Origin of the sequence: Caulobacter sp. SSI4214 (genome assembly GCF_012184455.1) — a bacterium.
GTDB classification, from domain to species: Bacteria; Pseudomonadota; Alphaproteobacteria; order Caulobacterales; family Caulobacteraceae; genus Caulobacter; species Caulobacter vibrioides_E.
The window spans coordinates 40,524-64,743 of sequence record NZ_SZWJ01000004.1; the positions used below are offsets into that span (position 1 = coordinate 40,524).

At 67.7% G+C, this 24,220-nt stretch carries 20 protein-coding genes; 14 read left to right on the forward strand and 6 right to left on the reverse strand.

What is annotated here, in order from left to right; genetic code table 11:
- Window positions 1–31 precede the first annotated feature (31 nt).
- Window positions 32–541, reverse strand: coding sequence for a DUF2059 domain-containing protein (locus FCU40_RS02130; protein WP_168072578.1), 510 nt, complete (start codon window positions 539–541; stop codon window positions 32–34).
- A gap of 236 nt (window positions 542–777) precedes the next feature.
- Here FCU40_RS02130 and rpsF point away from each other — a divergent pair, with 236 nt between their 5' ends.
- From rpsF to FCU40_RS02200, 14 genes are all read left to right on the forward strand, one after another.
- On the forward strand, window positions 778–1,146 hold the full coding sequence (gene rpsF / locus FCU40_RS02135; protein WP_004615090.1) for a 30S ribosomal protein S6: 369 nt from the start codon (window positions 778–780) through the stop codon (window positions 1,144–1,146).
- A gap of 14 nt (window positions 1,147–1,160) precedes the next feature.
- Entirely contained in the window at window positions 1,161–1,439 is a 279-nt protein-coding gene (gene rpsR / locus FCU40_RS02140; RefSeq protein WP_004615089.1) for a 30S ribosomal protein S18, read from the forward strand.
- A 13-nt stretch (window positions 1,440–1,452) separates the two neighbouring features.
- Window positions 1,453–2,034, forward strand: a complete 582-nt coding sequence (gene rplI, locus FCU40_RS02145) for a 50S ribosomal protein L9 (RefSeq protein WP_004615087.1) — start codon at window positions 1,453–1,455, stop codon at window positions 2,032–2,034.
- A 197-nt stretch (window positions 2,035–2,231) separates the two neighbouring features.
- Window positions 2,232–4,637, forward strand: a complete 2,406-nt coding sequence (locus FCU40_RS02150; RefSeq protein ID WP_168072580.1) for a TonB-dependent receptor — start codon at window positions 2,232–2,234, stop codon at window positions 4,635–4,637.
- Between the two features lie 211 nt (window positions 4,638–4,848).
- Window positions 4,849–6,366, forward strand: a complete 1,518-nt coding sequence (locus FCU40_RS02155; protein ID WP_168072581.1) for a replicative DNA helicase — start codon at window positions 4,849–4,851, stop codon at window positions 6,364–6,366.
- A 214-nt stretch (window positions 6,367–6,580) separates the two neighbouring features.
- The gene (locus FCU40_RS02160) at window positions 6,581–7,267 is read left to right on the forward strand and encodes a MarC family protein (protein WP_168072583.1); all 687 of its coding nucleotides are present in this window, start codon (window positions 6,581–6,583) and stop codon (window positions 7,265–7,267) included.
- Window positions 7,268–7,307: 40 nt separating this feature from the next.
- Window positions 7,308–8,405: an alanine racemase gene (gene alr, locus FCU40_RS02165; RefSeq protein WP_168072585.1), complete on the forward strand. Its 1,098-nt coding sequence runs from the start codon at window positions 7,308–7,310 to the stop codon at window positions 8,403–8,405.
- Window positions 8,406–8,444: 39 nt separating this feature from the next.
- Complete coding sequence (locus FCU40_RS02170; RefSeq protein ID WP_168072587.1) at window positions 8,445–10,619, forward strand: hypothetical protein; 2,175 nt, start codon at window positions 8,445–8,447, stop codon at window positions 10,617–10,619.
- A 94-nt stretch (window positions 10,620–10,713) separates the two neighbouring features.
- Complete coding sequence (gene radA / locus FCU40_RS02175; RefSeq protein ID WP_004615080.1) at window positions 10,714–12,096, forward strand: DNA repair protein RadA; 1,383 nt, start codon at window positions 10,714–10,716, stop codon at window positions 12,094–12,096.
- A complete protein-coding gene (locus FCU40_RS02180) occupies window positions 12,093–12,713 on the forward strand; it encodes a CvpA family protein (protein ID WP_004615079.1) in 621 nt (206 codons plus the stop codon). Before radA ends, FCU40_RS02180 begins: the two co-directional genes overlap by 4 nt.
- Window positions 12,710–14,212 carry an amidophosphoribosyltransferase gene (purF, locus tag FCU40_RS02185; RefSeq protein ID WP_004615078.1) on the forward strand — a complete coding sequence of 501 codons (1,503 nt, stop codon included), beginning with the start codon at window positions 12,710–12,712 and terminating at the stop codon, window positions 14,210–14,212. The genes FCU40_RS02180 and purF overlap by 4 nt, the downstream gene beginning before the upstream one ends.
- Before the next feature lie 45 nt (window positions 14,213–14,257).
- Window positions 14,258–15,235, forward strand: coding sequence for a bile acid:sodium symporter family protein (locus FCU40_RS02190; RefSeq protein ID WP_168072589.1), 978 nt, complete (start codon window positions 14,258–14,260; stop codon window positions 15,233–15,235).
- 50 nt (window positions 15,236–15,285) lie between these two features.
- Complete coding sequence (locus tag FCU40_RS02195) at window positions 15,286–16,041, forward strand: SDR family NAD(P)-dependent oxidoreductase (protein ID WP_168072591.1); 756 nt, start codon at window positions 15,286–15,288, stop codon at window positions 16,039–16,041.
- 189 nt (window positions 16,042–16,230) lie between these two features.
- The gene (locus tag FCU40_RS02200; RefSeq protein ID WP_168072593.1) at window positions 16,231–17,751 is read left to right on the forward strand and encodes a PAS domain-containing methyl-accepting chemotaxis protein; all 1,521 of its coding nucleotides are present in this window, start codon (window positions 16,231–16,233) and stop codon (window positions 17,749–17,751) included.
- A 106-nt stretch (window positions 17,752–17,857) separates the two neighbouring features.
- On the opposite strand, the gene FCU40_RS02205 is transcribed toward FCU40_RS02200, so the two are convergent.
- From FCU40_RS02205 to panB, 5 genes are all read right to left on the reverse strand, one after another.
- A complete protein-coding gene (locus FCU40_RS02205) occupies window positions 17,858–19,003 on the reverse strand; it encodes a serine hydrolase domain-containing protein (protein WP_168072595.1) in 1,146 nt (381 codons plus the stop codon).
- A 62-nt stretch (window positions 19,004–19,065) separates the two neighbouring features.
- Complete coding sequence (gene der, locus FCU40_RS02210; protein WP_168072597.1) at window positions 19,066–20,835, reverse strand: ribosome biogenesis GTPase Der; 1,770 nt, start codon at window positions 20,833–20,835, stop codon at window positions 19,066–19,068.
- A gap of 132 nt (window positions 20,836–20,967) precedes the next feature.
- On the reverse strand, window positions 20,968–22,398 hold the full coding sequence (locus FCU40_RS02215; protein ID WP_035016772.1) for a PQQ-like beta-propeller repeat protein: 1,431 nt from the start codon (window positions 22,396–22,398) through the stop codon (window positions 20,968–20,970).
- Complete coding sequence (locus FCU40_RS02220; RefSeq protein ID WP_168072599.1) at window positions 22,395–23,159, reverse strand: tetratricopeptide repeat protein; 765 nt, start codon at window positions 23,157–23,159, stop codon at window positions 22,395–22,397. The genes FCU40_RS02215 and FCU40_RS02220 overlap by 4 nt, the downstream gene beginning before the upstream one ends.
- Before the next feature lie 162 nt (window positions 23,160–23,321).
- Complete coding sequence (gene panB, locus FCU40_RS02225; protein WP_168072658.1) at window positions 23,322–24,149, reverse strand: 3-methyl-2-oxobutanoate hydroxymethyltransferase; 828 nt, start codon at window positions 24,147–24,149, stop codon at window positions 23,322–23,324.
- Between the last annotated feature and the right edge of the window lie 71 nt (window positions 24,150–24,220).

The window sequence follows — 24,220 nt, forward strand, 5'->3', positions numbered from 1 at the left end:
CAACCTGCCCCAGCGGCAAGTCGCGAGGCGGCTAGTTCCCCGCCGCCTTGATGGCTTCCATCCGCTTGCTCATCTTGGCGACCATCTCAGCCTGAATCTTGGGAAGAAGCTCGGCCACGCTCTTGGATGCAATGCTCCCCAGTTGCGGCATCTTTCGCAGGATCGACTGCCCGACAGGGCTTTCGTAGAAGTCGACCATGGCCTGGAGCTCTTCCTCCGAATAGACCTCGGCATAGGCCGGCGTCAGCCTGTCCATCAGCTGCTGCATGAAGCCGCCGTCGAACACGTCCTCCATGCTGTCGCGAACAGCCTCGCGCAGCATGACCTTCTGCTTGTCGTTGAGACCCTTCTGACTGGCGGCGATCGCGTCGGCCTGCTGTGACATCATGTTGCGCAGCATGGGGACCATGGTTTCCTGCATGTGCATGGCCGCCACCATCCGTCGGGTCAGCGCCAAGGCCTTGGCCGAGGGCTCGGCCGAAGCGGCTGCGGGCGCGGCGAGCGCGCAGGTCAGGACCAGCAGGGTCAGGAACTTCCGCATCTCGCGCTCTCCGACTAGGACGGGTCGACAGCTAGGCAAGCTCAACCAAGAGCCGCAAGCCCAAAGCTTCCTTGCCTTTCCGCCCCATCTCCTGTAGTAGCGCGCGTTCTCACGGAAGGCGGTCTTGCGCGCACCCATCCGGGACCGGGGTTTCCCCGCTCGGCGCGCCGGATCCATCGTGGTCGACGGACTTCCGTCGTCGTCCGCGCCGCCTTCCATAACGGAAGAAGGAAAACATGGCGTTCTACGAACACGTGGTCATCGCGCGGCAGGACATCTCGCCGCAACAGGCCGAAGCTCTGAACGAGCAACTCAAAGCCCTGATCGAAGAGAATGGCGGTCACATCGCCAAGATCGAGTACTGGGGCCTGCGTAACCTCACCTACCGCATCAAGAAGAACCGCAAGGGCCACTACTCCCTGCTCGCGATCGACGCCCCGGCGCCGGCCGTGAAGGAAATGGAGCGCCAGCTGCTCATCAACGAAGATGTGCTGCGCTTCATGACCATCCGCGTGGAAGAGCTGGACCTCGAGCTGTCGCCCGTGCTGGCCCGTCGCGATCGCGGCGACCGCCCGGAGCGTCCGCGCGAAGAGTTCGCGGCGTAAGGGAGAAATAGATCATGACCGATACGACCGCTCCCGAAGCCGGCGCTCCGGCCGCCGCCGCTGGCGGCGCCCGCCGCCCGTTCTTCCGTCGCCGCAAGGTGTGCCCGTTCTCGGGCGCCAACGCGCCGAAGATCGACTACAAGGACGTGAAGCTGCTGCAGCGCTACGTCTCCGAACGCGGCAAGATCGTGCCGTCGCGCATCACCGCGGTGTCGGCCAAGAAGCAACGCGAACTGGCCAAGGCCATCAAGCGCGCCCGCTTCCTGGCTCTGCTCCCCTACGTCGTGAAGTAAGGGAGACGCCACGATGAAAGTCATTCTGCTCGAACGCGTTGAAGGCACCGGCGTCCTCGGCGACGAAGTCACCGTCAAGGACGGCTTCGCCCGGAACTACCTGCTGCCCCGCGGCAAGGCCCTGCGCGCCACCAAGGCGAACCTGGCCCACTTCGAAGCGCAACGCGCCGAGATTGAAGCCCGCAACGTCAAGAACCGCGAATCGGCCGCCAAGAACGGCGAAGCGCTGGACGGCACGCAGTACATCCTGATCCGTCAGGCCGGCGAAAGCGGCCAACTGTACGGTTCGGTCGCTGGCCGCGACGTCGCCGACGCCATCAAGGCCGAAGGCGGCAAGGTCGACCGCTCGATGGTCGTGCTGGACAAGCCGATCAAGACGCTGGGCGTCCACGAAGTGAAGGTGAAGCTGCACGCCGAAGTGACCATCACGGTCACTTTGAACATCGCGCGCAGCCAGGACGAAGCCGAGCGCCAAGCGCGCGGCGAGAACGTCATCGCCTCGCAATTCGAGGAAGAACGCGCCGCCGAAGCCGAAGCCGCCCAGGACCTCCTGGAAGGCGGCGCCGGCTCGCAAGAAGGCGACTACGAAGCCTAAGTCCTTACGGATCAAAAGCTTTTCCAATGAGACGGCGCGGAGTGATCCGCGCCGTTTTTTTCTGCGCCGCAGCATAGAAATGTTCGACTTGTAGCTTTCGTGACAAGCTCCCATGTTCTCGATTGGGGGCGATCAAGACCCCCGCCTCGGGGCGAGAAGACGCGTGTCTCCGTCCCGGCCACGAGAGGGGATTTCTCATGCGTTACAGAGCTTTGCTGCTGGCGGCCGCCTCGCTGACCGCTTTTTCCGCCACCGCACACGCCCAGACCGCCGCGCCCGCCGCGGATGAGGCCACGGTCGAACAGATCGTCGTCACCGGCACCCGGGTCGCCCGGTCGCGTCTCGACACCGTCTCGCCTGTCGACATCGTCGACAACAAGGCGCTGACCCGTCAGGGCACGCCGGAGCTGGCCCAGGCCTTGGCCAATCTGGCGCCGTCGATCGACTTCCCCCGTCCCGCCGTGACCGACGGCACCGACTCGGTGCGCCCGGCCACCCTGCGCGGCCTGTCGCCGGACCAGACCCTGGTGCTGTTGAACGGCCACCGCGCCCACACCTCGGCCTTGGTCAACATCAACGGCTCGATCGGTCGCGGCTCGGCCCCTTTCGACCTGAACACCATCCCCACCGCCGCCCTGCAGAGCGTCGAAATCCTGCGTGAAGGCGCCGCGGCCCAGTACGGCTCGGACGCCATCGCCGGCGTCATCAACCTGCGCCTGCGCGAGGCGCGCTCCGGCGGCGGCGCGACCGCCACCTATGGGGTCTACAACACCAATATCGAGACCACGCGCAACACCTCGGGTCGCCACGCCAACGACGGCCCGACCTACAGCGCGTCGCTCTGGCAAGGCTTCGCCCTGCCCAACGACGGCTTCCTGACGTTGACGGGCGAGTATTCCTACCGCAACCCGACCAACCGCTCGGACCTCGACCCGCGCGTCACGCCGAACAAGGTCACCGGCATCTATGGCGACCCGCAGGTCGAGACCAAGACGGTCTACGCCAATTTCGGCCTGCCGGTGAACGACAGCTGGAAGCTCTATGGCCTGGCCGGCTACCAGAACCGCAAGGGTCAGAGCGCGGCCTTCCCGCGCCTGGCCGACAACGCCAACAACTATGTGTCGGTCTATCCGAACGGCTACATCCCGAAGATCACCACCGATATCGACGACTACAACGCCGAGTTCGGCGCCAAGGGCGACATCGCCGGCTTCACCGTCGACGCCTCGGTGAACTACGGCAGCAACAAGGTTAAGTACGGCACGATCAACTCGATCAACGCCTCGCTGGGCCCGTCCTCGCCGACCTCGTTCAAGGACGGCTCGATGCAGTACGGTCAGACGGTCGCCGCCATCGACGTCAACCGTCCGCTGGAGCTCTTCCACTTCGCCAAGCCCAGCACCCTGGCCTTCGGCGTCGAGTACCGGGACGAGACCTACAAGATCAAGGCGGGCGAGACGGCCTCTTGGGTCAATGGCGGCAACGGTAAGGGCGCCGGCGCGCAAGGCTTCCCGGGCTTCCGTCCGACCAACGCCGTCGACGTCAGCCGCCACTCGACCAGCCTCTATGCCGACCTCGATAACCAGGTCACCGACAAGTTCGACGTGGACCTGGCCGTCCGCTACGAGGACTATTCGGATTTCGGCTCGACCACGATCGGCAAGATCGCCGCGCGCTATGACCTGACCGACAGCTTCGCGATCCGCGGCGCCTATTCGTCGGGCTTCCGCGCCCCTGCCCTGCAACAGCAGTACTTCACCACCACGTCGATCAACATCATCGGCGGCGCGGCGGTGGACGTCGGCACCTTCCCGGCCACCAGCGCCACGGCCGCCGCGCTCGGCGCCAAGCCGCTGGAACCGGAAAAGTCCAAGAACTATTCGCTCGGCGCCGTCTACCACAAAGGCCCGTTCGAGCTAACGGTCGACGCCTACCAGATCGACATCAACAACCGGATCGTGCTGTCGGAGAACATCCAGGGCTCGGCGACCGGCACCCCGACCCAGCAGGCGATCTACAGCCTGCTGCAGCCGTTCGGCGTCACCACGGCCCGCTTCTTCATCAACGGCGTCGAGACCAAGACCAAGGGCGTCGACATCGTCGGCCGCTATCGCCTGGACGCCGACGAGGCCGGCCGCTTCGACCTGACCCTGGCGGCCAACTTCAACGACACCAAGGTCGACAAGGTGCCCACCACCTCGACCCTGTCGTCCCTGCCCGTACCGCCCTCGCTGTTCGCCCGCGTCAACGTGGCGACCTACGAGCAAGGCACGCCGGACAAGAAGTTCGTCGCCAGCGGCGACTGGTCGAACGGCCCCTGGGGCGCGACCCTGAAGGGCGCCTTCTACGGCTCGGTGCTGATCCCCAACTCCAACCAGGCCCTCGACTACCGTTCGGGAGACCATACGGTGTGGGACTTGGAAGCCCGCTACACCTTCCTGAAGAAGGTCACCTGGGCGGTCGGGGCCAACAACCTGTTCGACGAGTATCCGAACCGGGCCCCGGCGGCGGTCAACACGACCGGCGTCGTCGGCTTCCCCGGCTTCTCGCCGTTCGGCTTCAATGGCCGCTTCCTCTACACCCGCCTCAGCTACAGCTGGTAAGCGGACGGCCTTTCAAGGCCGCGAAGGCTTGGGCCCGGAGAGCGATCTCCGGGCCCTTTTCCTTAGCCGCACGTCAGAAGCGGACGCCCGTTCCAGCCGTCCCCTTGCCGGTTCCGAAGAACCAAAACATACACAGAACATCCCCGTTCATCTGAACCGGCGCGACCATCCGACCCGAGCGCCGGAGCCCCAGTCGCGTTAATTTCTTCCGATGTCTCTCGTACCCGCGCTCGATCTCGTTCTCCCCGGTCTTCCCGAGCCCACGATCAACGTGACGCCGCACAACATGGAAGCCGAGCAAGCGCTGCTGGGCATCCTGCTGTACGACAACGCCGCCTACGAGCGTCTCAGCGACAACCTGCAAGCCCGTTGCTTCTACGAGCCGTTTCACCAGCGGCTGTTCCAGGCCATCGAGACCCACGTTCGCAAGGGTCAGCTGGCCGAGCCGATCCTGCTGGCCGACGAGTTCAAGAACGATCCGGCGTTCCAGGAGCTGGGCGGCCTGCGTTATCTGGCCGACCTCGTCGATCGCGCCCCTCCGGCCGCCAATGTCGGCGACTACGCCCGCGTGATCTTCGACCTGTCGCTGCGCCGGGAGCTGATCCGGATCGGCGGCGACATCGCCACGGCGGCTCAAGGCGGCGGCGAGGAAAAGCGATCGGCCCGCGACCAGATCGAGGCCGCCGAACAGAGCCTCTACAGCCTGGCCGAAAGCGGCGCGGCCTCCTCGGGCTTCGTCTCGTTCGGTGACGCCCTGCGCGGCGCGGTGGAGATGACCGCCGAGGCCTACAGCCGCGATGGCGGCATGTCGGGCATCGCCACCGACCTGATCGACCTCGACCAGAAGATCGGCGGCCTGCACCCGTCGGACCTCGTGGTCCTGGCCGGCCGGCCGTCGATGGGCAAGACCGCGCTGGCGACCAATATCGCCTTCAACATCGCCAAGAAATACGCCTACGAGATCCAGCCCGACGGCACGAAGAAGACCGTGCAGGGCGGCGTCGTGGCCTTCTATTCATTGGAAATGAGCGCCGAGCAGCTGGCGCTGCGTATGCTGGCCGACGCCTCGGGCGTGTCGGGCGACCGCCTCCGCAAGGGCGAGATCGACGCCTCGGAGTTCGGACGAGTCCGCGACGCGGCGATGGAGCTCCAAAACGCGCCGCTCTACATTGACGCCACCGGCGGCATCTCGATCGCCAAGCTGACCGCGCGCGCCCGTCGCCTGAAGCGCCAGGTGGGCCTGGACTTGATCGTCGTCGACTACCTGCAGCTGGTCACCGGATCGGACCTCGGGGCCAACGCCAACCGGGTGCAGGAAGTCTCGCAGATCACCATGGGCCTGAAGGCCCTCGCGAAAGAGCTGGCCTGTCCGGTCATCGCCCTGTCGCAGCTGTCGCGTCAGGTGGAAGCCCGCGACGACAAGCGGCCCCAGCTGTCCGACCTGCGGGAATCGGGCTCGATCGAGCAGGACGCCGACATGGTCTGGTTCGTCTATCGCGAGGCCTACTATGTGGGCCGCGCCGAGCCACGCGAAGGTACGCCCGAGCACCTGACCTGGCAGGAAGAGATGGATCGCCTGCAAGGCCTGGCCGAGGTCATCATCGCCAAACAGCGTCACGGCCCCATCGGCACCGTGCGCCTGTCGTTCAACAGCGACACCACCCGCTTCGGCAACCTGGCCAAGGACCACTACTTCGCCCAGGCGCGGAACATTCCGTCGGACGAGTAGAACACCAACACGCCGATCTCCCCGGCGAATGCCGGGGTCCAGATGGAAGAGCGCTGAAGTGGGTTACATGGGCTCCGTGTTCTTCCAATCATCCCCAGCGCCATGAGATCTGGACCCCGGCATTCGCCGGGGAGTTCGGGTTTTGGATGTGGTTTGACTAAGACCCATCGCCCAAGCCACGGTCGCCATCCCGCCTTCCACCCCGACGAGTCTCATGGATTTCAGCCCCCTGCCCACCTCCAGCCTGGTCGGCGCCTTCCTGCTGGCGTTTCCGGCGCTGTTCTCGATCGTCAATCCGGTCGGAGCCTCGCTGATCTTCGACCAGGCCATGGGCGGCCGGCCCCGGCCGGAACGGCTGAAGCTGGCCCGCCAGATCGGGCTCTACGCCTTCCTGGTGCTGCTGGGCTCGCTGCTGCTGGGCGGCTACATCCTGAACTTCTTCGGCGTCAGCCTGGGCGCCCTGCGGGTGGCCGGCGGCTTGGTCGTCGCCATCCGGGCCTGGGGCCTCTTAATGGACCCGCAGGAGAACGAGGAGCGCAAGACCAGCCAGACCGAGCCGGCCCAGAGGCACGAGGACGTGGCGTTCTTTCCGCTGACCATGCCCTTCACCACGGGTCCAGGTTCGATCTCGGTGGCCATCGCGCTGTCGTCGCAGCGCCCGACCGAAGGCAGCGCCGTCGCGCCCTTCTTCATTGGCGCCGGCCTGGCGGCGGCGCTGGTGGCGATCATGGTCTGGCTGCTCTACAGCGCGTCCGAGCGGGTCATGCGCCTGCTGGGCCCCGGCGGCGCCCGGGTGCTGTCGCGCCTCGTGGCCTTCCTTCTGCTGTGCATCGGCGTCCAGATCATCGCCTCGGGCGCGGAGAGCCTGGTGGCCAAGTTCATGGCCGCTCACCACGGCTAAACCGTTGAACCCGGGGTCCGCCTCGGCTACGCCCTCGCCCGTGACCGACCTCCACGACGCCCGCCTGACCATCGACCTCGACGCGGTCGCCGCCAACTTCGCGGCCCTGAAGGCGCGCGCCGGCGATCAGGAGCTGGCGCCGGCGGTCAAGGCCGACGCCTACGGCCTGGGCGTGGCGCGCGTCGCCGACCGGCTTTGGGCCGAGGGCGCGCGGTCCTTCTACGTCGCGCGGTTGGCCGAGGGCGTGGCCCTGCGCGCGGCGCTCGGCGACCGCGCGGCGGCGATCTATGTCCTGGACGGCGCCACGCCCGGCGCCGGCGACGCCCTGGAAGGCGCGGATCTGATCCCCGTGCTCAACAGCCTGCCGCAGATCGAGGCCTGGAACGCCCAGGCGCGCTCGGGTCGTCTGAAGGCCGCCCTGCATCTCGACACCGGCATGAACCGCCTGGGCCTGCGCCCGGAGGAATTGAAGGTCCTGCTCGGCGCCACCGATCGGCTGAAGCGGCTGGACCTTGATCTAGTCATCAGCCACCTGGCCTGCGCCGATGTTCCGGACCATCCGATGAACGCCCGCCAGCGAGAGCGCTTCGCCGAGGCGGTCGCCCTGCTTCCAGACGCCCGCAAGAGCTTCGCCAACTCCGCCGGCCTGTTCCTGGGCGAGGCCTATCGCTTCGATCAGGCCCGGCCGGGGATCAGCCTCTATGGCGGCGGACCGGAAGGACGGCCCCATCCCGCGATCCGCGCGGTCGCGACCGTGGAAGCCCCGATCCTGCAGGTCCGGGTCGTACCGCGCGGCGAAACCGTCGGCTACGGCGCGACCTGGACGGCGCCCGAGACGACGCGCATCGCCATTGTCGGCGCGGGCTACGCCGACGGCGTGCCGCGCGCCAGCCCGCCGAAGGGCGAGGTCTGGTTCGACGGCGCGCGCCGACCGATGCGCGGGCGCATCTCGATGGACCTCATGGCCATCGACGTCACCGACTGCGACGCGGCGCGCCCGGGCGCGATGGTCGAAATGCTGGGTCCGAACCTGCCGGTCGACGACGCCGCGGCGGCGGCCAACGCCACGGCCTATGAGCTGTTGACGCGATTGACGCTGCGCGCGACGCGCCGCTATGTGGGGCTGAAGGGCGACTAGGTCTCAGCCTGCGATAGAAATTCCGCCCGGGGGCTTTCGATGTCGGATCTTTACGAGAAGGCCAGGCGCGCGGCGCTGACCGTCGCTCGCTTGGAAGCCGGCTGGCGCTGGGTCGCGCTGGCCATGGTTGTCGTCGGGATCGCCCTCTTCAACCACCTGATCGGCCTGAAGCTGGTCAGCGCCCACGCCGGGTTCTGGCGCGCGCCGCACAACGACATGGCCGCCATGCTGGCGGGCCAGGAAGCGGTATTCCGCAGCGCCTGGCGCTTCCCGCTGGTCGCTACCGACCGCCTGCTGGCCCCAACGGTGCTGTCGACCGTCTACACCGACAGCATCCCATGGCTGACGATCGTCCTGAAGGTCACGGGCCTGTGGAAGGCCTTGAACGGCCTGGGACTTTTCTTCCTGATCGCCTACGCGATGCAGCCTCTGGCCATGATCGTGCTGCTGCGCGCCTTGGGCGTGCGGCAGGTCGTGCTGCAGGCGACCGGCGCGCTGCTGGCCCTGCTGCTGCCGGCCTTTCTGATGCGCCACGGCCACGTGGCCCTGACCGGCCACTTCCTGATCATCCTAGGCCTGGCCGCCTCGGTCGACAGCATCCGCAATGGGCTCACCCCGCGCCGCAGCCTGGCTTTCGCGGCCCTGGCCGTCGCGGCCATTGGAACCCACGCCTACCACCTGCCGCCGATCGGCCTGTGCTTCGCGGCCGCCATGGCCTCCGAGATCGCCCAGAAGCGTCAGGACGCCTGGATCAATTCCGCCAAGGCTTCGGCCCTGGTGATCGTCGGCATGGCCCTGGCGGCCGTGGCGCTCGGCTACGGCATCGGCCAAGGGGAAGGCGGCGGCAGGAGCCCGATCGGCTACTACTCGATGAATATCCTCGGCCCGCTGATCCCCCAGGGCTCGTCGCTGTTCGGCCAGACCTTCGAAGGCGGCTGGTTCAAGCAGACCCTGGACCCCAACGGCGGCCAATGGTTCGAGGGCTACAACTATCTTGGCGCGGGCGTCCTGCTGACCATCCTGTCGGGGATCCTGCTGTCGGTGCGCCACGGCTGGCTGCCGACCGCGGCGCGCGAGTGGACCCGCCGCTGGCTGCCGCTGGTCCTGGCCATGGTCGTCCTGACCGTCTGGGCGATCGGTCCCAATCCGTACCTGGCCCTGCGCCTCCTGTTCACCGGCCCCAAGCTGGCCGGCGTGTTCGAGTGGCTGAGCCTTTTCCGCGCCCACGGCCGCTTCTTCTGGAGCGTAGCCTATCTGCTGATCGCCGTGTCGCTGGTCCAGATCGGCCGCTACGCCCGGCCGCTGACCCTGCTGGCCATCGCCGCCGCCGCTGTCGGCCTGCAAATCGCCGACAGCCACGAAATGCGCGCGGGCGTGCGCCACACCTTCAGCGAATCCGCACCCTCGTTCCACCCGGTCGACCTCGAACGGTCGGCGGCGCTGCACAATCGCCCCTGGGTGTTCGCGCCGATCTTCTTCTGCGCCAATAACACGATCGACCAGATGGAAATCGCCCAGCTGACCCTGGCGGCGGTGCGCACCGGCGGCTCTTCCAACGGCGCGTCGACCGCCCGCAGCCAGGGCACGGCCTGCAAGACGCCCGAGGACGCCTTCGCCGTCGCCGGTCCCCATGATCCGCGCATCACCGTGGTGATGGAGGAGAGCGCCGGGGCCGATTATGGCCGCTTCACCCAGCGCAGCGATTGCCGCCGCTTCCTGCGCGGCCTGATCTGCGGTCGCGACCTGGACAAGGTTCCGGGCCTGATGGCCATCGCGCCTTACGTGCCCAGCGGCGGCCGGGTGCTGGCCCGGGCCAATTTCGATCAGGGCGTCAATCCGCCCGAACTGTCCTCGGGCTGGTCGCCGGCCGATCCGAAGGGCGTATGGTCAAACGGCCCCACCGCGGTGATCACGCTGAAGGTTCCTGGCGCAACGGCCGGCGCGCCGCTGATCGTCGAGCTTCACGCGCTGAGCTTCGTCGTCGCCCCAGACGTCAGCCAGGTCATCGGCGTGTCGGTGAAGGGCCGGAAACTGGCGACCTGGAACGTCGAGAAGGCCAACTGGCGTCCCTATCGCGTCAGCGTGCCGGCCGATCTCGTCAAGCCGGGCGAACCGCTGACGCTGGCTTTCTCGATCTCCAAGCCCAAGCCGGCCAGCGCCGAGGATCCCCGCAGCATCGGCCTGGGCGTGCAGAAGCTGATCGTCAGCCAGTAGGCGTCGGGGAGGCTCCCCGCGCCGACTGCGTCCGGCTTTGGCGCACGCCGCCGCCAGCCTGTAGTCTCCACCCATCCGAGAATCAGGAGACCCCATGGCCCGCGACGGCGCCGTCTACGCTTGCCAGTCCTGTGGCGCGGTTCAGACCAAGTGGTCCGGCCAATGCCCCGCCTGCCAGAGCTGGAACACCCTGGTCGAGGAGGTCGGCGCCAAGCCGCCGGGGGCGCTGTCGACAACCAAGGCGACGCGCGTGCGCGGCCTGCAATTCACCGGTCTTGAGAGCGAGACCGCCCCGCCGCCCCGACTGATGACCGGCGTCGACGAGTTCGACCGCGTCTGCGGCGGCGGCGTCGTGCCCGGCTCGGCGATCCTGATCGGCGGCGACCCGGGCGTGGGCAAGTCCACCCTGCTGCTGCAGGTCTGCGCCAGCGCCGCCCAGCGCGGCGTCGCCTGCGCCTATATCTCGGGCGAGGAGGCGGTCGAGCAGATCCGGGGCCGCGCCGATCGGATGGGCTTGGCCAAGGCCAATGTCAGCCTGGCCGCCGAGACCTCGCTACGCGACATTCTGGACGGTCTCAAGCGCGACAGCTTCGACCTGGTGGTCATCGACTCGATCCAGACCCTGTGGAGCGACGCCCACGAGGCTGGCCCCGGCACGGTCACCCAGGTCCGCGCCTGCGCCACCGAACTGGTGCGGCTGGCCAAGAAGAAGGGCGTGGCGATCCTGCTGGTCGGCCACGTCACCAAGGACGGCCAGATCGCCGGCCCGCGCGTGGTCGAGCACTTGGTCGACGCGGTCCTGGCCTTCGAGGGCGAGCGGGGCTATCCGTTCCGCATCCTGCGCGGCGCCAAGAACCGCTTCGGGGCCACCGACGAGATCGGGGTCTTCGAGATGGGCGATGTCGGCCTGCGCGAGGTCAAGAACCCCTCGGCCCTGTTCCTGAACGAAGGCGGCGAGCGCGCGGCCGGCGCGGCGGTGTTCGCCGGCATCGAGGGGTCGCGCCCGGTGCTGGTCGAGTTTCAAGCTCTGGTGGCGCCGTCCGCCTATGGGACGCCGCGCCGAGCGGTCGTCGGTTGGGACTCCGGACGCCTGGCCATGGTGCTCGCCGTCCTGGAGGCCCGATGCGGCCTTGGTTTTGGCGACAAGGACGTCTATCTGAACGTCGCCGGCGGCCTGCGCATCACCGAACCGGCGGCGGATCTCGCGGCGGCGGCGGCCCTGGCCTCCTCGGCCCTGGACGTCGCCCTGCCCCAGGATTGCGTCGTGTTCGGCGAACTGAGCCTGTCGGGCGAGGTCCGCGCCGTCAGTCGGATGGAGACGCGTTTGAAGGAAGCCGCGAAACTGGGATTTGGCCGGGCCCTGGGTCCCTTGGCCGGCCTCCCCGAAGGCGGCGGCTCCCTGCCCGTGGCGGGCGTCGCGCGCCTGACCGACGCCGTCCGCCGCATCGGCGACGAGATCTGGAGCAGCCTGACGTGACGCCGTTCGACATCATCGCCGGACTTCTGCTGCTGGTCTCGGCCGTGATGGGCTGGCTGCGCGGCGCCTCGCGCGAGCTGACCTCGGCCTTGTCCTTCATGCTGGCGGCGGCGATCGCCCTGTTCGGCCTGCGGATCAGCGGTCCGATCTTCCGCAAGCTCATGGACCCCGACTGGGCCGCCACGGGCGCGGCCGTGGTGGTGGTGTTCGTCGTCTTCTACCTAATCTTCCGCCTGGTCGGCGCCAACCTGACCCGGCGCCTGCAGGAAAGCTCGGCCGGCGGCGCGCTGGACCGGGGTGTGGGCGCGACCTTCGGCCTGGTCCGCGCCTGCGTGGTGCTGGGCGTCTTCAACCTGCTGCTGCACCTGGCCACCCCGCCGGATCGGATGCCGCATTGGGTCGAGGATTCCGTGTTCTACCCCGTCTCCGAAGTCAGCGGAAAAGTGCTCAAGGTCTTCGCCCCCAAGGGCAAGGCCCTGGCCGGAAAGCTGGCGCCGGCGATCGAGGACGCCGTCCACGATGGCGGCGACAATCCGTCCGGCGAGACCTCGTCCGGAAAAGGCTATGATCAGAACCAGCGTCGGAAGCTCGACGACCTGGTGGAGAAATCGCGATGACCTTCCTGGGCCAATCGACCGACCGCTATTCCTCGGCGCCCTGGCGCGACCCGGAAGACGACACGCTGCGTCTGGAATGCGGCGTCTTCGGCGTGTTCGGCGCGCGCGAGGCGGCCGCCATCGCGGCGCTGGGCCTGCACGCCCTGCAGCATCGCGGCCAGGAAGCCTGCGGCATCGCCGCCTTCGACGGCAACCGCTTCCACACCGAGCGCCATATGGGCCACGTCGGCGACGCCTTCACCGGTTCGGACCTGGTGCAGCGCCTGCCCGGCAACATGGCCATCGGCCACACCCGCTACTCCACGGCCGGCGGCAGCTTCATCCGCAACGTCCAGCCGATGTTCGCCGACCTAGAGACCGGCGGCGTCGCCCTGGCCCACAACGGCAACCTGACCAACTTCCTGACCCTGCGCGAGCGCCTGGTGCAGGAAGGCGCGATCTTCCAGTCGACCTCGGACTCGGAGGTGATCCTTCATCTGATCGCCCGCTCGCGAAAGGCCAAGATCGTCGACCGTTTCGTCGACGCCATCAGCCAGATCGAAGGCGGCTACGCCCTGGTGGCCATCACCAACAAGAAGATGATCGGCGTGCGCGATCCCCTGGGCATCCGGCCTCTGGTGCTGGGCGACCTGGACGGCCAGCCGGTGCTGGCCTCCGAGACCTGCGCCCTCGACATGATCGGCGCGCGCTTCGTCCGCGACATCGAGCACGGCGAAATGGTGGTGATCGAGGAGACCGGCGTCACCTCGTCCAAGCCGTTTCAGACCCTGCCGGCTCGTCCGTGCGTGTTCGAATATGTCTATTTCGCCCGTCCCGACAGCGTCGTGAACGGCCGTTCGGTCTATGGCGTGCGCAAGCGCATGGGCCAGACCCTCGCCAAGGAAACCGGCGTCGAGGCCGATGTCGTGGTGCCGGTTCCCGATAGCGGCGTGCCGGCGGCGCTGGGCTATGCCCAGGAAAGCGGCCTTCCGTTCGAGATGGGCATCATCCGCAACCACTATGTGGGCCGCACCTTCATCCAGCCCACCCAAGGCGTTCGCGAGCTGGGCGTGCGCATGAAGCACAGCCCCAACCGCGCCATCCTGGCCGGCAAGCGCGTGGTGCTGATCGACGACTCGATCGTGCGCGGCACGACGTCGCTGAAGATCGTCCGCATGGTCCGCGAGGCCGGCGCGACGGAGGTTCACCTCCGCTCGGCCAGCCCGCCGATCAAGTGGCCCGACTTCTACGGCATCGACATGCCCGAGCGCGAGCAGCTGCTGGCGGCCAACAAGTCGCTGGAAGAGATGGCCAAGTTCCTGGAAGTGGACTCGCTGGGCTTCCTGTCGGTCGACGGCCTGTACGAGGCTCTGGAGGCCGGTCCTCGAGATCCGGCCACCCCGCAGTTCACCGACCACTATTTCACCGGCGACTACCCTACCCGCCTGACCGACCGCGAGATCGCGGAAGGGCGCAACGAAACCAATGACAAGCAGCTTTCGCTGCTGGTCAGCGCGTGACATACCCCTCGTCCCGCCGGAACTCGGCGGGACGGGGAATTGGTCATGGGTTTCAAAAGCCTGCTCGATAAGCTGAAGCTCGAGCCCTACGTCATCGCGCTTTTCGGCATGGTGGTGCTGGCCTCGATCCTGCCGGTGCGCGGCGCGGCGGCGCACGAGCTGGCGCTGATCGTCAAGCTGGCCATCGCCCTGCTGTTCTTCCTGCACGGGGCCAAGCTGTCGCGCGAGAACGTGGTGGCCGGCGCCACCCACTGGCGTCTGCACCTAACGATTCTCGGCTTCACCTTCGTGCTGTTCCCGCTGCTGGGGCTGGCGATCAGCAAGGTCGGCGTCCTGCCGCCGACGCTCGCCGCGGGCGTGCTCTTCCTCTCCTGCCTGCCGTCGACCGTGCAGTCCTCGATCGCCTTCACCTCGATCGCGCGCGGCAATGTCGCCGCGGCGGTCGTGGCGGCCAGCGCCTCGAACCTCTTTGGCATCTTCATCACCCCGCTATTGGTGGGTCTGCTGATGCACACCCAAGGCGACGCATCGGGCGGCTGGAAGTCAGTCCAGGACATCATCGTCCAACTCTTGCTGCCGTTCATCGCCGGTCAGCTGGCCCGACCGCTGGTTGGTCCGTGGATCGACAATCACAAGAAGCTGATCGGCTACGTCGACCGGGGATCGATCCTGCTGGTGGTCTATTCGGCGTTCAGCGAGGCCGTGGTCGGCGGCATCTGGCACAAGATCTCGCCGCTGACCCTCCTTATACTGCTGGCGGTCAACGGAACGCTGCTGGCCATCGTCCTGGCCGCCACGACCTTCGGCGCGCGGGCCATGGGCTTCGATCCGGCCGACGAGAAAGCCATCACCTTCTGCGGCTCCAAGAAGAGCCTGGCCACCGGCGTGCCGATGGCCGGCATCCTGTTCCCGGGCCCGGCCGCCGGCGTCATCGTGCTGCCGCTGATGATCTTCCACCAAATTCAGCTGATGGCCTGTTCGGTGATCGCCCAGCACTACGCCAAGAAGGCCCAGGAAGCTTAAGGGACTTCCGATGGTTCCCGTCCGCCCTTCCCTGCTCTAGAACCCGCGCCATGACCTCTAACTCCCCCAAGCCGCTGGCCGGCCGCCTCGCCCTCGTGACCGGCGCCACGCGCGGCATAGGCTGGGCGGTGGCCAAGGGCTTGGCCGAGGCCGGCGCCCATGTGATCGCCGTCGGCCGCACCCAGGGCGCGTTGGAAGCGCTCGACGACGAGATCGTGGCCGCGACCGGCGAGCACGCCACCCTGGTCCCCATGGACCTGCGCGAGGCCGATGGCTTGGACCACCTGGGCGCGGCGATCCACGAGCGTTGGGGCAAGCTGGACATCGTGATCGGCGCGGCCGGCCTGTTGGGCCCCCTGACGCCGGTGAGCCACCTGGAGCCAAAGGGTTGGGACATGATCCTGTCCACCAACCTGACCGCCAACTGGTGCCTGATCCGCGCCATGGATCCGCTGTTGCGCGCGTCCGACGCCGGCCGGGCCGTGTTCTTCTCCAGCAGCGTCGCCAAGAGCCGCCCGGCCTTCTGGGGCGCCTACGCGGCGACCAAGGCGGCGCTTGAGGCCCTGGTCGACGTCTATGCCGACGAGACCGAGAACACCCCGATCCGCGCCCTCTGCGTCGATCCTGGCGCCATGCGCACCCGGATGCGGGCCGGAGCGTTTCCAGGCGAGGCGCCCGAGACCGTGCCCGCGCCCGAAACCATCGTCCCGTTCATCGTGGACCTGGTCCGCCCCGACCGCCAGCCGCCCAAGGGCGTCGCCCGCTTCAAGGATCGCGGCCAGGAATCGCCCAGCATCGACGCGTGAGTCGGGTCCGTTGGATAGGCAACGGAATTGGACGGAAAAGTTGTTTAAATCCGAGCGACGCCACTTCGAATAAGTAAAATCGAACGCTGATCTGTCATGATGGATATCAGTGTTGCGCCTTTAGCGACTCGTTAACCGTGCTGACCGAGAGATTGAGTCCAATTTTCACTCAGCTCTCGGGTATCCTCCATGGCGCTCTTTTCTTTCAGCCGTGAAAACGGCGACGCCCTGGGCAAGATCGCGGACCTCGAAGGCATAGTGGCGGCCATCCAACGGTCGCAGGCTGTCATCGAGTTCGATCTCGACGGCGTGGTCATCACCGCTAACGACAACTTCCTGCGAGCGATGGGCTACAGCCTGTCGGAGATCCAGGGTCGCAAGCATTCTCTGTTCGTGACGCCCGGCGAGGCGGATAGCGCCGCCTACCGCGACTTCTGGCGCACGCTGGCGTCCGGCCAGTTTGTCGCCGAGAAGTTCAAGCGTATCGGCAAGGGCGGACGCGAGGTCTGGCTTCAGGCTTCATACAACCCCGTGCTGGACAAGAACGGCCGTCCGTTCAAGGTCATCAAGTTCGCGACCGACATTACCGCTGTCGAACTCGCGCTTCAGCAGGCCGAAGAGGAGCGTCAGGTCGTCCAGGCCGAGCAGGAGCGTGTCGTCTCGACCCTGGCCCAGAGCCTGGACCGTCTGGCGCGCGGCGACCTGACCGCCAGCATCGATATGGTGTTCGAAGGACGCTACGCCCAGCTCAAGACCGACTTCAACGCCGCCGTCGTCAGCCTGAGAGACGCCATGCGCGCGATCGCCGAGGCGGCCGGCGGCATGGAAAACGGCTCGAACGAAATCGCCAGCGCCTCCAGCGATCTTTCAAGACGCACCGAGCAGCAGGCCGCGAGCCTGGAGGAAACGGCGGCGGCGCTCGACGAGATCACCGCCACGGTCCGTCGCAGCGCCGACGGCGCCAAGCAAGCCGCCTCGGCCGCTTCGGCCGCCACCCAGGACGCCAGCCGCTCGGGCGAAGTCGTTCAGCAGGCCGTCGCGGCCATGGGTGAAATCGAGAAGTCCTCGGGCCAGATCACCCAGATCATCGGCGTGATCGACGAGATCGCTTTCCAGACCAACCTGCTGGCCCTGAACGCCGGCGTCGAGGCCGCCCGCGCCGGCGAGGCTGGTCGCGGTTTCGCGGTCGTCGCTCAGGAAGTCCGCGCCCTGGCACAGCGCTCGGCCGACGCGGCCAAGGAGATCAAGACCCTGATCGCCAACTCGACCGCCCAGGTCGAGCGCGGCGTGAGACTGGTCGGCGACACGGGCCAGGCCTTGACCGGCATCGCCGGCAAGGTCGGCGAGATCGATGTCCTGATCCGCGAGATCGCCGAAAGCTCGCAGGAGCAGGCCACCGGGCTGAACCAGGTCAACGCGGCGGTGAACCAGATGGATCAGGTCACCCAACAGAACGCCGCCATGGTCGAGCAGGCCACCGCGGCCGCCTCGGCCTTGTTGGGCGAGGCCCGGGATCTGGCGCGTCAGCTCGCGCGCTTTCAGGTAGGCGAGACGAGTTCCGCCGTCCGCCGGCCCGAGCCCGCGCAGGCGGGACGCCATGCCCCGGCCCGCAATCCCGTCGCCGAGCAACGTGCGCGTATCGAGCGCATGGCCCGCCCCGGAGCGACCGCCGCTGCAGCCGCGCCGCACCAGGACTGGGAAGAATTCTAGAGCGCGTTAGGTTTAAGTGTGAGCGGTTAAACCGCTCGAACGCGCTCTAAATATCTGAATTTATAGCCTGTCCGCTTCAAATGATTCCATTTGAAGCGGACAGGCTCTAAGGCTTCCCGGCGGGAGGGCGGACCTGCTGGAGCAAAAGGTTCGCCGTCGCCGCGGCCGATCCGTCCCCGGTCAGGGCCGCCGCCACGATCGCGCCGTCATCGACCGAATAGGCCACGATCGCCTGCGCGCCCGGCGTGCCGCCCAGATGTCCCAGCCAAAGGCTCTTGGCGCCGTCGGGACGCGGGACCTCGACGGCCATGACGCCCAGGCCATACCAGCTGCCGGCGTCGAACATCGGATAGAGCCGCTCGAACATCGCGCGCACGGTGTCCCGCGTCAGCAGCTTGCCGCCGAGCAGCGCCGTCCAGACCCGGGCCATGTCGTCGGCCGACCCGACCATGGGCCCAGCCGCGCCGGCCCAGGCGGGCTCGATCGGGGCTTCCCTGGTCGAGACCAGCCTGGCCACGTCCTCGGCCTTGTCGCCCTCGGCCAGCACCCTTGAATGGGTCAGCCCCAAAGGCTTGAGAATCCGCGCCTCGATCGCCAAGCGCCAGGGCTGGCCGTCCACGGTTTCGATGACCCGGCCCAGCAGGTCGTAGCCGGTATTGGAATAGCGCCACCGCTCGCCAGGACAGGCCATGGCCCCGTGGCGAGCGATGATCCTCAGATCCTCGTCCAGGGTGTGGGCTCGGTGCTCGGCGTGGGCCTTCAGGTCCTCGTTGGCGCTGAACAGTCCGCCCGTGTGGGCCAGGAGATCGCGGAGGGTGACGACGTCGCCGTTCGGAACGCCGGCGACATAACGGCCGATCGGATCGTCCAGGCGAAGCTTGCCGGCCTCGACCAGTTGCAGGACGACGACCGCCGTCAGGGTCTTGCCGGCGCTGGCCCAGAACAACATCGGCGGTTGGTCGCCGCTTTCGGTGCGCGCCCAGGCGCCTCGGCCGGGAACCAGCACAGCGGCGGTCATGGCGGGCGCCTTGGTCGCCGACTTGGCCTTATCGAAGGCGGCGTCGAGGCGGGCGACCGTCTCCGGATCCAACGCCGACCTGGGAACCTCGGTCAGCAACGGCGGCGCGACGGGCGCGCGCAAGGGCGGACCGGCATAGGCGACCGCGCGCTCGCAGACGACGGGCTTGTAGTCGTCGGCCAGCGCCGTCGCCGGCAAGGCCGTCAAAAGCGCCGCCATCACCATTCCGCGCATCGCCGCCTCCGCATTCAACCTAGAAGACTGAACGCGTGTGGCGAAGTTTGGACCAGCCGGCGTCAGCGCGCCTTCGGCTTACCGGGACCGGTATTGCCCCGAACCGTGCGCGAGCCGGCCACCGGACGACGCGGCGCGGCGGCCTTACCCCCGGCCGACTTGGCGCCGACCTTGTAGCTGGGCGTCGTCGAGACCTTCTTCTGGACCTTGGGGCCCAGCTTCTTGACCGACTTGACGGCGGCCTTGCCGGGTTCGGCGGCGGCCTCGGCGGTCGGCGGCGCGGCCTTGGCGGCGGCCGGGCCCTTCTTGCGGATCGGCTTGACCGCGCCCTTACCCGGATCGACCGGCAGGCCGGCGGCTTCGGCGGCCTTGGCGGCGGCTTCCTCGGCCAGGCGCTTGGACTTCTTGACCGTGTTGCGCGAGGCGCGGATGCGCTCCTCCTCGCGCTCGCGGCGCTCGAACTCGCGTTTGCCCCGGCCGCTGTGGCCCTTGGCCTCGCCGTCGGCATAGGGGTTGGCGCCGGACTTGATGGTGATGCGCAGCGGCACGCCCGGCAGGTCGAAGCTTTCCCGCAGGGAATTGATCAGATAGCGCCGATAGTGGTCGGGCATCTGATCGGCGCGGCTGGAGAACAGCACGAAGGTCGGCGGACGGGCCTTGGTCTGGGCCATGTACTTGGGCTTCACCCGACGGCCGCTGACGGCGGGCGGCGGATGGCGCTGCATGGCCATCTGCAGCCAGTCGTTCAGGTCTCGCGTCTTGACCTTGGTCGACCAGTCCTTGTGGGTTTTGATCACGGCCGGCATCAGGTGGCCGACGCCCTTGCCGGTCTCGCCCGACAGCGCCACGACCGGGGCGCCGCGTAGCTGGGGCAGCATCCGTTCGGCGTGCTCGCGGAAGGCGGTCAGGTGCGCGGCCTGGTCCTCGATCAGGTCCCACTTGGCCAGGACGAACACCACGGCCCGCCCTTCCCGCTCGGCCAGGTCGGCGATCTGCAGATCCTGGATCTCGAACGGATGGGTGGCGTCCATGACCAGCAACACCACCTCGGCGAAGGTGATGGCGCGGATGGTGTCGGCGGTCGACAGCTTTTCCAGCTTGTCCTGGACCTTGGCCTTGCGGCGCAGGCCGGCGGTGTCGACAAGCCGGATCTTGCGGCCGTCCCACTCCCAGTCGACCGAGATGGAGTCGCGCGTGATGCCGGCCTCCGGCCCCGTCAGCAGGCGATCCTCGCCTAGCAGACGGTTGACCAGGGTCGACTTGCCGGCGTTCGGACGGCCGATAATGGCGATCCGGATCGGCTTGCTATCGTCGTCCTCGCCTTCGATCTCGGACGCCTCGGGTTCGAAGGCCAGCAGGGCGGCGTAGAGCTCGGCCATGCCCTCGCCGTGCTCGCCCGAGATCGGGATCGGCTCGCCCAGGCCCAGGCGGAACGCCTCGCCGGCGCCGGCCTCGCCCGCCTTGCCCTCGGCCTTGTTGGCCGCGACGATCACCGGCTTGTCGCGCTTGCGTAGGATGGCGGCGAACACCTCGTCCAGCGGGGTTACCCCCTCGCGGCTGTCGAACACGAACAGCGAGACGTCGGCCTCCTCGATGGCGGCCTCGGTCTGGGCGCGCATCCGGGCTTCCAGGCTCGAGTCATCGACGTCCTCGAAGCCGGCGGTGTCGATCAGCTCCAGCTCGAGATCGCCGATATGGCCCGAGGCGTAGCGGCGGTCGCGCGTGACCCCCGGCTGGTCGTCGACGATGGCCAGCTTCTTGCCGGCCAGACGATTGAACAGCGTGGACTTGCCCACATTGGGCCGGCCGACGATGGCGAGTTTCAAAGGCATAGGCGTCCAGTAGTCGATTTTCGCCCCGATCGCAAAAGGGGGGCCGAAAAGGCAACGGCCCGGGACGGCGTTCGCCGGCCCGGGCCCGAAGGCGTCTTGATGTGTTTCCGGCCTCGGAAGAGGCCGACAAATCTAGCGGATGGCCACCAGATCCGCGTCGTCGGTGACGACATAGATCATGTTGCCGACCGCGATCGGGTTGATCAGAACGGGAGAGCCGATCTTCAGCGTCTTTTCCTTGGCCCCGGTCTTGGCGTTCAAGGCCACGGCCTCGCCATCGCTGGACACCGTGATCAGGCGGCCATTGGCCAGGATCGGCGACGACCACAGGCGCGGGTGCTTGGCGCGCTTCTTCTTCTGCTTCTTGGTCAGGGCCTCGGTGTTGTTGAGGTCCTGGATCCAGTAGACCGATCCGTTCTCGCGCGAGGCGCAGATCACCTGCCCGGCCTTGTCGACGACATAGACCACGTCGCCCGAGGGCCAGGGCGTGGTGATGGCCGTCACCGGCAGGCTCCAGCGCGACTGGCCCGTGCGCAGGTCGGTCGCCGAGAAGACGCCCGAGTGGCTGACGGCGAACACGTCGCCCTTGTAGATCACCGGGCGGCCCGGGATATCGCGGATTTCCGACAGAGCGTTGGTGCGGCTGGCGCGGCTGAGGGCCTCGCTCCACAGGTCGTTGCCGTTCGCCGCGCGAAGGGCGACGAGCTCGCCCGAGGCGAAGCCGGCCACGACGGTGTCGCCGCTGATCGCGGGGCTGGAGGCGGCCAGAATCCGCGCCGGCTCGATCAGGGCCTGATAGGTCCAGCCCGGCGCGCCGCTGTCGGCGGCGTAGGTCAGCAGCTCGTTGTCGGTCGAGACCACGAACACGCGGCCGTCGGCGACGGTCGGCGCGCCGTGGACCGGCGTGGACGTCTGCTGGGTCCAGCCCAGATTACCGTTGGTCGCGTCGAGCTGGGCGACGAAGCGGAAGCCCGACGACACATAGAGCTTGTTGTCCGGGCCCAGGGCCAGACCGCCGCCGAAGCCGCGGCGGTCTTCCTTCCGGGGGATCAGATGCAGGAAGCCGCCCTTCTTGCTGGGGCCGGCGGCCGGACGCAGATCCTTGTGCCAGATCATCGCGCCGGTCTTGGCGTCCAGCGCCGCGACGTCGGCTTCGCCGTCCATCACATAGACACGGCCGTCGGCCGACACCGGCGGCGCCGTGACGTGGAAGATCTTGCCGCTTTTCTTGCCGAAACCCTTCTTCCAGGCGACGACGAAGTCCTTGCCGGCGTCGACATGTTCGATCGACTGCTCGGCGTTGCCGCCCGGCAGGCGCCACTCGGTCTGGACGACCGGATCGGGCAGGTAGAAGTCGGCGCCCTTCAGCGATTCCGCCGCCTCGACCTTCTGGTCGAAGGCGATGATCGAGATGCGCTGGCCTTGGCTCGCCGTGGACTTGTTCTTTTCCTTCCCGTGGAAGGGATTGATCTTCGACACTGTCGAACAGCCCGTCACGGCCACGGACGCCGACATCAGCGCGACCAGCGCGATGGAACGCTTGGGGGTCATCAGGCGGCTCATTGGGCGTTGGAGGCGGCGGGTTGTTGCGGCATGGCCGGAGCCAGCTGGCTCAGCGGCGGCGGCGGCGGCAAAGCAGCGGCGGCCTTCACCGCCGCGCCCAGCTCCTTGGCCGAGCCGGAGTCGATCATCTGCATGGCCGCCTGGGCCCGCTGACGCACGGCCTCGGAGGTGGTGGTGTCGAGCGAATTGGCCAGGATCACGAAATCAGCCCGCGCGCCCGCCACGTCGCCGGCCTGCAGCTTGGCGAAGGCCATCGCCTCGCGGGCATAGACGCGATACGGACTCTTTTCCCCCGCCAACGGCGTCAACCTCGACTCGATGTCCTTGTACGAGGCGGTGTCCATCAGGGCGAAGGCGGATTTGAGGCGGGCCAGATCTCCGAGCACCGGCGACGGCGAGGCCTTGGCGGCCGCGTCGAAATAGCCGACGGCCTCCTTGGTCTTGTTCTGGTCCAGGCGAATGTCGCCCATCTGCAGCAGGGCCAGAGCCTTATAGCCGTTGGCGCCGCCGTCGGCGACGGCCTTGAACTGACCGAAGGCCTTGTCCGGCCCTTGCTTCTGGGCGGTTTCCAGCGCGGTCTGGTAGCTTTCAGAGGCCTTGTTGGCTTGGTCGGTCTGATAGGACGTCCAGCCCCAATAGCCGCCGACGCCGATCACGGCGACCGCGGCGAGCGCGCCCAGCCAGGGCAGCGACTTCATCGCCAGCGACTGATAGCGCTCGGAGCGAAGCTGCTCTTCGACCTCGTCAAAAACATCGACCACGAAAGAAAGCTCCGAAACAGGCGCTAGCCCGAATAGGTCCCGCCAGAACCGGCGCGGACATCCCCGGGTTTAAGACAGATTGTGGCGGGCGAAGGGCCGTCCGCCGAGGCGGCGAACCTATAGCGTGCCGCGCCCAGCCGCAACGCCCGGCGAAACGGCGCCTCAAGCCTTCTTGGCGTAGTAGGTCTCGGCCGGTCCCGGAAAGCTGCGATCCCGGACGTCGCGGGCGTATTGGGCGGCGGCGCGCTGGATCTCGCCCTTCAGGTCGGCATAGCGGCGGACGAACTTGGGCGTCCAGTCGAACAGGCCCAGCATGTCGTCGACCACCAGCACCTGGCCGTCACAGCCGGCCGAGGCCCCGATCCCGATGGTCGGGACCGCGACCGCCTCGGTGACCTCGCGCGCCAGGCTCTCGGCGACGCCCTCGACCACGATGGCGAAGGCGCCGGCCTCGGCGGTCAGGCGAGCCTCCTCCAGCACCTTGGCGCGCTCCGCCTCGTCGCGGCCCTTGGCCTTGAAACCGCCTTCCATCAGCACCGCCTGAGGCCGCAGGCCGACGTGACCCATGACCGGCACGCCGCGCTGGGTCAGATAGGCGATGGTCTCGGGCACGGTCGGGCCGCTCTCGACCTTCACGGCCTGGGCGCCGGTTTCCTTCATGATCCGCACGGCGTTGGCGTAGGCCTGCTCGTGCGAGGCCTCGTAGGCGCCGAACGGCATGTCGACCACGACCATCGCCTTCCTGGACCCGCGCATGACCGCTTGGCCGTGCAGGATCATCATCTCCATCGTCACGCCGACGGTGTTGGGCAGGCCATGGACCACCATGCCCACCGAATCCCCGACCAGCAGCAGATCGCAGGCCTCGTCCAGGGCGGCCGCGACCGGCGCGGTATAGGCGGTCAGGCAGACGATCGGCGCGCCGCCCTTCCGCGCGGCGATGTCGGGGGCGGCCAGACGGCGAACCGTCTCTTCACGATGAGCGGACAGGATCCAGGCTCCTTGAGGCGCGTTTCGGGGCGCTCTTGTGGGCCGGATCGCGCCGCGCCGCAATATGATCG

Coding starts and splice junctions, on each gene's coding strand:
- FCU40_RS02200 (WP_168072593.1), top strand. CDS start 16,231: ATGGCGCTCTTTTCTTTCAGCCGTGAAAACGGCGACGCCCTGGGCAAG.
- FCU40_RS02170 (WP_168072587.1), top strand. CDS start 8,445: ATGTCGGATCTTTACGAGAAGGCCAGGCGCGCGGCGCTGACCGTCGCT.
- rpsF (WP_004615090.1), top strand. CDS start 778: ATGGCGTTCTACGAACACGTGGTCATCGCGCGGCAGGACATCTCGCCG.
- purF (WP_004615078.1), top strand. CDS start 12,710: ATGACCTTCCTGGGCCAATCGACCGACCGCTATTCCTCGGCGCCCTGG.
- FCU40_RS02150 (WP_168072580.1), top strand. CDS start 2,232: ATGCGTTACAGAGCTTTGCTGCTGGCGGCCGCCTCGCTGACCGCTTTT.
- FCU40_RS02130 (WP_168072578.1), bottom strand. CDS start 541: ATGCGGAAGTTCCTGACCCTGCTGGTCCTGACCTGCGCGCTCGCCGCG.
- rplI (WP_004615087.1), top strand. CDS start 1,453: ATGAAAGTCATTCTGCTCGAACGCGTTGAAGGCACCGGCGTCCTCGGC.
- FCU40_RS02155 (WP_168072581.1), top strand. CDS start 4,849: ATGTCTCTCGTACCCGCGCTCGATCTCGTTCTCCCCGGTCTTCCCGAG.
- der (WP_168072597.1), bottom strand. CDS start 20,835: ATGCCTTTGAAACTCGCCATCGTCGGCCGGCCCAATGTGGGCAAGTCC.
- FCU40_RS02160 (WP_168072583.1), top strand. CDS start 6,581: ATGGATTTCAGCCCCCTGCCCACCTCCAGCCTGGTCGGCGCCTTCCTG.
- FCU40_RS02205 (WP_168072595.1), bottom strand. CDS start 19,003: ATGCGCGGAATGGTGATGGCGGCGCTTTTGACGGCCTTGCCGGCGACG.
- FCU40_RS02190 (WP_168072589.1), top strand. CDS start 14,258: ATGGGTTTCAAAAGCCTGCTCGATAAGCTGAAGCTCGAGCCCTACGTC.
- FCU40_RS02195 (WP_168072591.1), top strand. CDS start 15,286: ATGACCTCTAACTCCCCCAAGCCGCTGGCCGGCCGCCTCGCCCTCGTG.
- rpsR (WP_004615089.1), top strand. CDS start 1,161: ATGACCGATACGACCGCTCCCGAAGCCGGCGCTCCGGCCGCCGCCGCT.
- radA (WP_004615080.1), top strand. CDS start 10,714: ATGGCCCGCGACGGCGCCGTCTACGCTTGCCAGTCCTGTGGCGCGGTT.
- FCU40_RS02215 (WP_035016772.1), bottom strand. CDS start 22,398: ATGAGCCGCCTGATGACCCCCAAGCGTTCCATCGCGCTGGTCGCGCTG.